The sequence below is a fragment of the Patiriisocius sp. Uisw_017 genome (assembly GCF_047731265.1).
GTDB lineage: Bacteria > Bacteroidota > Bacteroidia > Flavobacteriales > Flavobacteriaceae > Patiriisocius.
In genome coordinates, this window is sequence record NZ_CP159835.1 from 3,172,790 (window position 1) to 3,185,119 (window position 12,330).

At 35.4% G+C, this 12,330-nt stretch carries 8 protein-coding genes; 3 read left to right on the forward strand and 5 right to left on the reverse strand.

The window, feature by feature from the left end; translation table 11 throughout:
- Window position 1: 1 nt before the first annotated feature.
- A complete protein-coding gene (locus ABXT67_RS14325) occupies window positions 2-3,724 on the reverse strand; it encodes a metallophosphoesterase (RefSeq protein ID WP_415374718.1) in 3,723 nt (1,240 codons plus the stop codon).
- A gap of 431 nt (window positions 3,725-4,155) precedes the next feature.
- Here ABXT67_RS14325 and ABXT67_RS14330 point away from each other — a divergent pair, with 431 nt between their 5' ends.
- Both ABXT67_RS14330 and thiE read left to right on the forward strand, forming a co-directional pair.
- Window positions 4,156-4,767 carry a DEAD/DEAH box helicase gene (locus tag ABXT67_RS14330; protein ID WP_415374719.1) on the forward strand — a complete coding sequence of 204 codons (612 nt, stop codon included), beginning with the start codon at window positions 4,156-4,158 and terminating at the stop codon, window positions 4,765-4,767.
- A gap of 106 nt (window positions 4,768-4,873) precedes the next feature.
- A complete protein-coding gene (thiE, locus tag ABXT67_RS14335; RefSeq protein WP_415374720.1) occupies window positions 4,874-5,515 on the forward strand; it encodes a thiamine phosphate synthase in 642 nt (213 codons plus the stop codon).
- 408 nt (window positions 5,516-5,923) lie between these two features.
- On the opposite strand, the gene ABXT67_RS14340 is transcribed toward thiE, so the two are convergent.
- The 4 genes from ABXT67_RS14340 to ABXT67_RS14355 all read right to left on the reverse strand — a co-directional run bounded on the left by ABXT67_RS14340 (window position 5,924) and on the right by ABXT67_RS14355 (window position 11,082).
- Window positions 5,924-6,493, reverse strand: coding sequence for a hypothetical protein (locus tag ABXT67_RS14340; protein WP_415374721.1), 570 nt, complete (start codon window positions 6,491-6,493; stop codon window positions 5,924-5,926).
- 62 nt (window positions 6,494-6,555) lie between these two features.
- Window positions 6,556-8,451, reverse strand: a complete 1,896-nt coding sequence (locus ABXT67_RS14345) for a CocE/NonD family hydrolase (protein WP_415374722.1) — start codon at window positions 8,449-8,451, stop codon at window positions 6,556-6,558.
- Between the two features lie 848 nt (window positions 8,452-9,299).
- Window positions 9,300-10,004: a LytR/AlgR family response regulator transcription factor gene (locus ABXT67_RS14350; protein ID WP_415374723.1), complete on the reverse strand. Its 705-nt coding sequence runs from the start codon at window positions 10,002-10,004 to the stop codon at window positions 9,300-9,302.
- Window positions 9,997-11,082 (reverse strand): sensor histidine kinase, encoded by a 1,086-nt coding sequence (locus ABXT67_RS14355; protein ID WP_415374724.1) that lies wholly within the window; start codon window positions 11,080-11,082, stop codon window positions 9,997-9,999. The genes ABXT67_RS14350 and ABXT67_RS14355 overlap by 8 nt, the downstream gene beginning before the upstream one ends.
- 208 nt (window positions 11,083-11,290) lie before the next feature.
- On the opposite strand from ABXT67_RS14355, the gene ABXT67_RS14360 reads away from it, so the two are divergent.
- Entirely contained in the window at window positions 11,291-12,256 is a 966-nt protein-coding gene (locus ABXT67_RS14360; RefSeq protein WP_415374725.1) for an ankyrin repeat domain-containing protein, read from the forward strand.
- Window positions 12,257-12,330 lie beyond the last annotated feature (74 nt).

The window sequence follows — 12,330 nt, forward strand, 5'->3', positions numbered from 1 at the left end:
TTTAAAATCCAAAGCCCATTTTAAATGCCAAACGCACACCATCACCACTATTAAATGCTGAAACGTTCGCCGTCATCATCTCTGCCAAATTAACAAACACACCTCCACCAAATGAAGTATTCCAGTCGCTGTCATTAAAAATTGGATTGAATACAAGATCGTCATCAACCCATATGCGTCCGTAATCGGCACCACCAAATACCCCTAGGTTTAATGGGAGTATGCTTGTTTTTAAACCTATTATATTCCAACGAATATCTGTGGTTTGGACAAACGCTCTTTTTCCAGTAAAACGTTCGTTACGATAGCCCCGTAGGCCAGTATTCGCTCCCAAAGTAGCTCCTTGGTAAAACTCAAAGTCATCCCCTAGATTCACATGTCCTGCCAAATTTGTTGCTAGCACTAATCGACCTGTAGAAATTAATTTATAATCGAAGCCTAGCGTTGGCATCACATAGCCATAGCCTTTATTGGTTGCTACATTATTTTTATAACCAACTTGAAGCCCCAGTTGCATACCAAGCGTGGGAAAAGCCTGATCATCTTTATTTTCGAAATGATAGGCTGCATTTACACCGTAAAAATCTTGGTTATCGTAAACCGATTCATTAATCGTTGTAATACCCATAGTGTTGCTAGTGTTCGTTAGATCGTCTAAAAAGCGCGCATTTGTGCGGTCAACCTGATTAGATTCATAAAAAATACCCGCTTTAATATTAGCGCCAAGATCACCCTTCCAGACTAACGAAGGCATTACTTTGAACGTTCTTATTTTAACTCGGTTATAATCTAAATTTGCATCAAAGCCATCACCATCATCTGCCTCAGGGTTTGGTGTACTATTTCCATAACCAAAGAAGTTAATGGCGTAATTTGGACTGTTAAATTGTGCATCGATACTAAAATTTAAATCTCCAACTACATTGGCAAATTCTCCTGTATAGAATAAGTCATACCCCTGTGTTGCAAAATAGTAAGAGGCCGAAATAATATGTTTAGCGGTGAACGGGTTTCTTTCGAAACCATAATCTGTATTTATGTTTGTTACTCCTATTTTAAAACCATCATCTGGATTAGAACCTATTACAGGTATTATTGCATTGACATTATTTTTTAATTTTTTATAATCGTAGACGTTCATATCATATCTATCATTTAGACGTATCCTAGTTTTTTTTACTTGAGAGATATCATTCTTTTTACTTTTATAATCGTAGATAACAATTTTACCGCCTTCTGGAATAATATATTTGTCATTATTTTGACCTCCAATTAATCTAATTTTAATCTTATTATTCTTCCCTTTTGTTTCAAAAACATCACCATCATCTAAGCCATAAATCCATATTTCTTTAGTTTCAGATTTGGTGTACGTTCGTTCTAGAAACACCTCCCCTTTTTCACCTTTTTGAATGCGTTGTGCTGTTATTTTAACTTCACCATTTGAGAGGCATTGAATAGTAAAATAGTCGTCTTTATTTGTTCCTTTTATGACTGCATATTTATTAACTAAAGCATAATACCTGTCAGATATCGCTTGCAGATTGCCTCTTCTTGCCTTTAATTTCCTTTTGAGATCATCAAAAGATTGATCACGAACTTCTACAGGAAAGTTTAAAAAAGCTGCATCAATTATAGCATCGGTGATCCCATTTTGAATAACCTTTACTTGTGCATCCCAAGCAACTTTATTTGAAAGTTGAATGAATTCCATGTCTAAGGGATAAGGTTCAACATTAACACCCTTAACATCTACCAAATCTTCATCATATTTTCTAAGTATTCTTGCAGTAGGTATTATAGCAAGACCAATACTAAATAAAGGTCCATCAGACATAATTGAAAACGCTTGATCTCTATCCCGTGGCAAGGGGCGATATACTTTTTTGTTATTTTCTTTAAATTCAATCCAACGCCATTGGTCATAATGTCTGTCCCAATCTCCAATAAGCATATCAAATAAACGTGCCCGAATATAAGCGGCTTCATCTATCACAATATCTTCATCCTTATGTAATTTATCCATCACCTCTTCTGTGCTAATAATCTTATCCTTAAAACCAAAACTAGCTTGATCACTGTGACCTTCAGAAGTATGCTCTTCAATCATGTACAATGCGTCTCCAAATTCACCATTAAAATCGCCTAATGCGCTTTGTTTTGGAATGTAATAGAGTGTAGGATTTGTATGATATAATCCTATGGCGTCAGATAAAGTTCCTGTTACAAAAGGTGCATAAGGATGCGACCCAGCAAATACATCTAGCACCAGGGCTTCAGTTCTAGTTTTGTCAAATTGACCTTCGATATAATTCTCTTTAAATATAAGGGATTGTAAGTATTGCACGGCATTTTTACGCAGTGCACGCATCACATACTGAGCACCGTTTTTGTCTTCAAGTCGCAAGGAAATAGATTGATTCCCACCACCCTTTCTTATAACCTTCAGCCCCCCATACATGGTGTCTAGATCTACCGTTGGCGCTATTACTGGTGTACTGTATAACTTTCTGTAACGATCTCCCCAAAGAAATTTAAATATGTCAGATTTATCTGTTTCTGCCGCTGTATATATGACCCCAACTTTTTCCTTCGGAAAAGTAGTTGGATAAGCAGTATCTAATTTCTTGACTTGAGGTTTAATTACCGCTGTCTCATATACAATTTTGTTTTCCTCAGTTCCATAAAAACGAACATGGGAAGAACCGTCTTTGAATACATCAAGTCTTGCAAAACCGTGTGTTCCATATGAAAATTGACCCGCGCCTACATTGCGTGTTGGAGAAACGTTAGAGCCCGACCCACTTACGATTTGGTGTAGGTTATCTGCAACTAAATATTGTAGACTCTGCTCATGACCAGAAACGAATATCACCTTTTTATTCTCTTGAGAGATGGTAACTAAGCGTCTTTTAAGTTCGTTATAACGTTTGTGTTGTATGTCTGCTTTGTTTATACCACTTGTTTTTCGAATCACATTTTTGAGTGTCCCCAAGACTGGAACTGGTTTCATATGGTCTCCAAAAGAGTATTGTCCACCGTGAGGACCATTAGTATACATGGGATGATGCATTGTGACAATAGTAGTTTTCCCTCTCGCTTTTTTAATAAGACTTTCATATTCATCTAAAAAATCGTTTCTCGTTTTGAATTCGCATTTGTCATTAATGGTGGGATGATTATCCCAATCTTCTATGTACCATTGGCTATCAACAATAATAAGTTCAATATCATCAGAAATATGAATTTTCTCGATAGGACAACCATCTTCTGGTAAAAAAGTTTTTTTTCCTAGAAGATTTTTAATATATTTTTCTTGTCGCTTTAGCCCTTCGGGCCCACCACTAGACCAATCGTGATTACCAGGAATAAAGATAGTTTTACCTTTAAAATTAGTGACTGTATTTGTTTGAGTCATTAGCTGTTGTTCTTGAAAAGCTCTTCGGGCATCCTTCTTTTTAGGGAATCCCTCTGCTGATATATTATTACCAAGAAAAATTAAGGTACTATTCTTGGATGCTTTATTTAGTTCCTCTTTTAAGGCTGGCAAGACCTTGGAAGTTTCTCCTAACGGTATGTTTCCTGCATCACCAATTAGGTAAAAGGAATGAACTACATCCTTATTTAGCGCAGGTGTACTTGCAATTTTAATTTGCGGAGCATAGGTTGCGCATGAGCTGACGAAAAAGGCTGTCAACATCAAGAGAAATATTTTTTTTATCATCAGAAAACATTTTATTGAAAGTAATTAGGGAAGATACAAGTAAGTATTCGGTTATAAAAAACTTACAACAATCAAAACAAATTTAAAAGGTGTTAGAGATTCTTAAATACCATAAAATATAAGCTCTTTGATAAAGCAAAGTGATCCATCTTTACAAAACTCAGAACAGGTGCAACCTAAAATATAATAGTCCATTTTTGTTATTTAGTTAGTGCAATGTTCAAAGGTCTTGCCTATACCAAGAAAGCTAATCTTTATACCTGTTCAATTTTTGTAGTAGCAACGTTTTAGTATGCTATTTAATAATGGTCGCACTTTTTCTATCTAACTAAAATAGAAAAAGGAGCTACATCACTTTAATTCGTTTACAGGTAGTATATTTGCCTTATTTATTATAAACACTTCGCCAAACAGTTAGCTCTTTAATTCCTATGCCATTCAAAAAATTACATCCCAATATATTAGAGAAGCTAACAACTTTTGAAATAGAAGCTCCTACTCCTTTACAAAGCAAGAGCATACCTATCATTAAAAGTGGCGCCAATGTATATTGCACTGCTCCAAAAGATAGCGGGAAAACGACCACATTGATACTTACTACTTTGCAAAGATTAAAATGTGAGGCCGTTGGAGATGCCCCAAGAGCAGTAGTTCTTGTAGCAAATAAGGAAAGAGCAATAGAATTATACGTTGCTTTTTTAGAATATACAAAACACAATTCCTTACGCGTGTATGTAGGGCACGAACATCTTCATGTGGATATTCAAAAGTCGGAGATATTTATGGGGGTAGACATTCTTATTTCTACGCCAAAATCAATGAATACTCTATTTTTAATGAATGGAGTTAGTATCTCACAATTAAAAATATTTAGTATAGATGATGCTGAATTTCTAGTTCAAAAGTCTTCATATAGCGCCATTATGTCGATTGCTCAAAGTATTAAAAAGTGCCAATACGTGCTCTATTCAGAAAAAATGCACCCGATCCTAAAACGGTTTGAATCTCATTTTATGGAATACTCTAAAAAGGTTTCTGTTTAAGAAGAAAGAGAAAAGATCGCTGTGCTGAAAGAATAAAGAGAATGGAATGTTGCAAGCGTACCTAATAATAAAATCTTAGAACTAGAAATAATTAAACGTAGAAACTGTGATACCTAAATTACATTATATATCTCAAGGAGATTCTCCAAAGGAGCATCTGGAAAATATCCAAAAAGCCTGTGCCTCTGGTGCAGAGTTAGTGCAGTTACGTTTGAAAATTAGTTCTGAAAAGAAACTTTTAAAATTCGCTCAAGAAGCTAGAGAAATCACCGCTCACTTTCAAACCAGACTGCTCATTAATGATCACTTTAAAATAGCAAAAGAAGTGAAGGCAGATGGAGTACATTTAGGAAAAACGGACACTTGCCCTACTAGCGTTAGAAAGTTTTTACACTCTTGGCAAATTATAGGCGGGACAGCAAATACTTTCCAAGATTGCGAAACACTGCTTGATAAACAAGTAAATTATATTAGCTTAGGGCCTTTTAGAGCGAGAGCAACTAAAGATAATGCACCCCCAGTTTTAGGTTTAAATGGCTATACTGCCATTACAGATATATTGAAAACAGGCACTCCTATTATAGGCGTTGGAGGTATCACAACCGAAGATGTTTCAGACATATTAAAAACAGGGGTTTCTGGAATTGCGGTATCTGAAGCAATTACGCGTGATTTTAATACTATTAGAACATTTAACCAATTACTAAACGCATCTTCAACAGCAGAGCAACGCCATACGTTTGAATAGCAATAAAACAGTTTTAACTTTATAAAAGGAGTTAAATCATTTGACTTTTTTTCTGTTGCTTGTTTATTATTTATGCTGTTGGTCGTTAGGAGCTTTAGTCAAAAAAGGAAACCTACGATCTAATAAAAGATATTTACATTTAGATTGAACTTTAAAACTGTAGTGTGTTTTCCATTGTTCCAAGTTCGAAAATTTTCGCTCTCTTTAATGCTGAAAACGATTTAAAACACAAATAAAGCCATCAAATAATAGTATTTGATGGCTTTATTTGTGTTGTCTCCTAAGGTTACAGATAATTGTATAAAGTATTACATCTCAAATTTACTGTATGCCTATCTCCTTAGTCCTGTACTCTTCAAAATATGTTAGATGAGGCTTCCTAACATAAATAGTAACAACACTAACAATTCAATCTTTCCAGCCCCAAGGAGATTCAGGGGTTTCAATAGGCTTAGTAAGATCCATAACAACCCTAAAAACGCGGTCTGTTCCTAAACGACGCAAATTATAGGTAAAGGTTGTTTCGTCTACAGTAATCCACCAAACGTTAGTCGCCGCGGCTGGGATTAATTTTTGCGTGTGACCATCTGCAGGAAAAAATTGGATATCTGCTTTCCCTTGATTTGACGACGTGCCGCCATAAAAGTTAACCGCATCCTTGGTATCATCTTCATGACGATGATCGTGTTTTAAAGAAATAATGCCTTCGTTCATTGTTAAAATCCAAGTCCGTGATTTATCATCTCCTACATAAAAAGGAATTTTTAGTTCATTCTCAGTACAAGAACGTAGGTGCATGACCAGTTTCTTTCCACCAAAGGTTTGATCTTCTTCCGGAATTTCAAGGGTTCCAGCATAAGCATTACCACAATGGGATTTTAACGTATTCCAAAAAGAAATAGAGGTCTCATTTTCTTGCCCTATACTCTGGATAGAAAAAAGTAGGGTTAGTATTGCGAATAATTGTTTCAATATCATACTGCTATTTAAGAATGCCAAATATAAAATATTTAAAGCTATTCAATTTTAGTTCACAGGTTCTATTTTCTAATAGGCAACTTAATCTGTGATGGATATTTTTTAGAGTGATGTATTTTGTTTTGAGCAACGACAGCTTCGGTTTCGTCATAATTATTTCCTCCGGTATTCAGGTTTCTAGCAAAACGAGGAAAATTACTACTGGAGATTTCAATCCTGATCTGGTGTCCTTTTTCAAAATAGTTACTCGTGGACATAGGCGTTAGTAATAGTTCATAGACTTCACCTTCCTCCATAAATACTTCTTTATCATAGCCTTCTCTATACCGCACCCGTTGGATCGTTTCATCTAAATTATATGCGGTTCCGTCAGGGTATACATCTATTAATTTTATGGTGAAATCAGTGTCTTTTGCATTGGAAGATACGTACAACATCGTTTCTATAAATCCACTTACCTCCATACCTTCGGTTAATACATCTGTTGTGTATACCAATATATCTGCGCGTTCTTCCATTTTTTTCTGATCGAAAGCACCACCTTCTATTGCATTTCCTGTACAACAAACATTTCCGCCTAAAGAAGTTACAGGATTCATAGGATCGTAATAAAATGAGTCTGGATTGTCTTTTCTAGTACTTTTAGTATCTAACGTTCCTGTACCTATTAAACTGTTCGCATTTCCTTTACTGTTGAGATAGTAGGTCGTCATTTTAGAGTCTGCAGGGGGCCATTGTGTTGCTGCTTGCCATTTATTACTTCCCATCGTATAATACTGTACCCGTGGTGTTTTCTCTTTAAAATCGTTCTTTTCACCTTTTAACCAATAGTCCCACCAGCTGTAAATTTGTTCATTATAATTAAGACGCGCATCTCCAATATTTCGCTGCCCAACCATCGTATTCTCTGTAGCACGTGTATACCGACAGTGCAAGGTAGGTGCAATGACTAAGTATTGGTTGTCTCTAATTTCTAGATCTTTAGTATTGTTTCGTACGTGATTAAATAAAGCAAGATTAGGCGTGATAGAAACATCGTACCAAGAGGTAAACCAAAAACTAGGCACTCCTATTTCCATCTCATCATGATACAAACCACCCTCGAACCAAGCAGGATCATTAGGCTTACGACGCACCATTTTATCAAAAATCTCGTGTTTACCATTTATGTTTTTTAATATGTCCTGAATAGGAAGATGTTGCAGCGCTTCTGCCATATCAATAGGTGGATTCTCAGGAGCTAGATCATAAAAACGTGAAACCCTAATAAGATCTTCTTGCGTGGCACCTTCTGGGATTCTAGGTTTAAATTTGTCATGTTCTACACTGTATAACCAAGAAAAGAACAGCAACTGTTCAACGCCACCGCGATACCAGTTTCCTTGCTCCATAATATCACCCACGCGACCTACTCCTGCTCCAAAACCTTGAGGAACCATTGCGGCGTGTGATGGATGGTCTAAAGCTGCAACGGCCATTTGCCATTCAGCAGTAGAGGAACAGCCATAGGTTCCAATTTTTCCGTTAGACCACGATTGGTCCTTCATCCATGAAAACGCATCAAACCCATCAGTTAATGGTACGCCTAATATATCCCAAGTGCCTTCAGAATAATAGCGCCCTCGTTCATTTTGCACCACATAAGCATAGCCACGCTTTACCACTTCATATGCCTGTTTTGCAGTGCGCATTCTTTCTTTTCCGTCACCCCAAGAATTAAAATTATAAGGAGTACGTGAATAGATAATAGGTACTTTGTCCATTCCTTTTGGTCTGTAAATATCTGTAGCCAAACGAATTCCGTCTCGCATTGGCATCATCACTTTTTGTTCTACAATAGCGATTTCTGCTAACTTTTCATAAATATCTTCCTCTTCCACCTGCTCTTTTACTTGCGCTTGAAAGGTTTGACAAATAAGAAGAAGTAAAAACAATGTAATGCTTTGAAAAAATTTCATAAAAAAGTGCTTTGTTAATGAGTCTTTAAAGTTACTCAAAATTGAGGTATTAGCTTATGGTTAAAACTTTTCAGTAGTTTAGAAAAGAAATATTGGACTGTTTAAAAAATGTAATGAAACCTTAAAGGTACGTGTACCAGCTAATCATCCATAAAATAATTCAAAAAGCAAATAACCCCTTCCTTATAACTAGCACTGGTGGGAATTCTTTTTTTTACCAATTTCAACATATTTTTTAGGTACTGTCCCTCTATTGAATTTATAAAAAGAAAAAGGTTGTTCTTAAAAATTCAATTTAGCGAGGTGTTTAAGATTATGAATAATTAGGTTTGATTTCTGAATTACTAAAACTAGTGCCTTTAAAGTTCTATAAAAAAAACCAGCGTGCTATGTTTCGTTGAAATCAATTTTACCGCTTCTTTTAAGCTGTTTATTATTTAGCCCGCAGTCTTCGCTCAAGATCGTGTTGAAGAAAAAATAAGCTCCAATTATGAAGAAACCTTCAAAGTTGCAGACATTGATATAGAACTGATGTTGCGGCTGAATTCAAAGTTATTTTTGAAGTTTCACAGTCTTCAAACGAGAAAAGCAGCATAAATAAATACCCAATCGCAGCAACAGGGGTAGTGATAATTATCTACAGTCAATCGGCAGAATATCGAGGGGTATCAAGGCAAAATGTGATGCCGAATGTGAAGTTTGCAATCTCTGCGCTGACCGCACCACTTCAATACCAACAATACGGCTTACACATTTATTAAATTTTAATACAATGGTCTCAAACTAATTTTATCTTTCAAGAAGATTTTGGAAAAATAAAAGAAAATTAGTCTATAAATAAAGCCCCCTTAAAAGCCACTCAAAAACCCAATAACCCCTTCCTTATAACTAGCACTGATAGGGATTTCAATTTTACCAATTTCAATATCCACTTTTGTAAAAGCTGTCACTTTTTTAGAATTTACGATAAAGGAACGGTGTATTCTTAAAAATTTATTGGGGAGCTTATCTTCAAAATTACTAATGGAATCTTTGGTTACCACACTTTTAGTAGGCAAATGGATTCTTACATAGTCTTTTACACTTTCAATATATAAGATGTCATCAAACTTAATTTTAATAAACTTCTTATTGGCGTTCACATACATATGGTCGTTCGTGATGCTTTCTTCTGAAGTAGCAATCTCCATTACAGGAACCTTGGTTTGTTTTTTGAATTTATTTACCGCCTTAAACAAACGACTAAATGATATAGGTTTTAAAAGATAATCTACCACCTCCAATTCATAGCTTTCAATAGCAAAATTGCGATAAGCAGTTGTAAAGATCACTTTTGGAAGGTTGTCTAATGTTTTTAAAAACTCAATACCTGTTAGTAAAGGCATCTCAATATCTAAAAATATCAAGTCAATGGTGTTGGTATTAATTGTTTCTAAAGCTTCAACAGGGTTATTGAAGGCAGCAACTAATTCTAACTCTTCTAACTTAGAGAGATGTGTTTTAATCACTTCAATCGCCAAAGGCTCATCATCGATAATTAAGCATCTAATCATTTTTACTATTTAAATCGATTGCTAATCTTACTTTATATGTTTCAGGAGTTTCTTCCACTACTAAGGTATGTTTATTAGGGTAATTTAATTCCAATTGGCGTTTTAAATTTTCGGTACCTATACCTTTCCCATTTCCTTTCATTACTTGGGTGATTACTTTTTTTGGCTTTGTGTTAAAAATATCAAACTGTATATGGTTTGACTGCACTTTTAAATCGATGTTAATTATTGGATTGTCCACGCTTCCACTTGCACCGTGTTTAAAGGCATTTTCAACCAATGGCAATAATAATAAAGGAGATATTTGAGTGCTTTTATTTTCCATTTTATAGTTAAAGTCTATCGCTATTTTTTCGCCATATCGGAGCGTTTCCAAATCGATAAAACCTTGAATTAATTCTATTTCTTTCGAAATAGGGATGGAAGATTGATTGCTTTGATATAAAATAAAGTCTAACAATTCAGAGAGCTTCAATACTACTTTAGGGGCTAAATCAGACTTTGTTAGTGTTAAGGCATATAAATTATTCAGGGTGTTGAATAAAAAATGAGGTTGAATCTGTCCCTTCAAAAACTTCAACTCATTGGTTGCTTTTTCCTTTTGAAGTATTTCAATTTGGTGCTTTTCTTCATACCTATTTTTCACTGCTTTAATAAGCATCATCACAAAAGCATACATATACGTTCCTGTGAAATAAACAGAAAATAAATATGCCGTATCTGAAAGTATTTCAGCAATTGATTCTTGTTGAAAATCGGTTCTAATATAGGGTTCTGCAAGATAAACAACACTCATTCTGTCAAGGGCCGAAAAAACATAAATACACCCAACTAAAGATATCGCAAACAAAAGATATTTCTTTTTATATAGCAATTGCGGAATCTGATAATAATTTAAAGCATAAGCTGCTGCCATTTGAGATGGTAGTGTTACTAGATAGGTAATTAGATGTGGTCTAATTTTTCCAGTATTTAGAGCTGCAAGAATCGTAAATAATAAGAATAAGCCCGTCCAAAATAAGAGATGTGAAAGCAGTCTATTTTTAAATATCCTATCTATAAAAAATTGAAGTCTCATACCCCGTAAAAGTAACAATTTACATAGATACCAAAGCAAGAAATCTATCAATGCCCTTTTTCAACCCATAAATAAAGGATACTGAATGACGAATGTATTAGTTGGGAGCTATCAGGCCGCTATTAGGAGCAATGCCACATTGGTCTATTAAAAAAAAATGTGTCTAAATCCCTCGTATTTTTACTTCAGAATCAAAACAATATACATTATGAAAACCTTACTTTTATCTTTAATTGCCGTGTGCATAAGTACTGCAACCATCAAATCACAAACCTGTGAAACGCTGCTCACCGCAGTACAATCCAGTAATTATGAACAAGTACAAAGCTTGTTGAAAAATATAAATTCCAATTGTTATCACGAGGGTACGATCCAGCCACGCACGCCTTTAGGAATGGCAGCTAGTAATGGTAATTTAAAAATACTAAAGCTCTTAATTAACCAAGGAGCTAAACCCAACTACCGGTATAAAAATGACGCCAGTGCATTAATGATTGCTGCTCAAAATAGTCATTATGAAATTGCAAAATATCTCATCGATACAGGAGCAAAAACAAACCTCAAAATAGCAGGTGATGGTACTCCTTTGATGGCAGCGGTTAAAGGCGGTAACGCAGCCATTGTATCCCTGTTACTAGAATCTGGAGCAAACCCAAATACTGAAGTTTTAAGAGATGGTAACGCTATGATACTCGCTGGGAAATATGGAAACATTGAAATCTTGAAAATATTGGTAACGCATTCAGGAGATATCAATAAAAAAACGATTGGAGATGGCACAGCACTCATTAGCGCTGCTGCTAAGGGAGATGTTGCGATGGTACAAGTGCTTGTGGCTCTAGGTGCCGATGTAAATTTATCGAGCGATAGAGATGGAAATCCATTAATTATAGCAGCTAAAAAAGGTCATTTAAAAGTAGTGAAAATTTTAGTCGCTGCTGGCGCAAACGTTAATGTATATGTTAGCGGCGATGAAACTCCACTAATAGGTGCGGCCTGGAATGGGCATCTTGATATAGTCAAATACTTAATTGATCAAGGTGCGGATATTAACAAAACAGTGCGGGATAGCTATTCTATTATTTCAGAAAAAAGAAACGCGCTACGAATGGCAAAACGCGGAAAGCACAATGACGTCATAAGCTACTTGATTAGTAATGGCGCAACTGAGTAAAACAGTAGCTTTTTACCCAGGGTTGGTAAAATGTCAATGAATAAGAAAAGCTAGGCCAAACCTCTAATAATTAT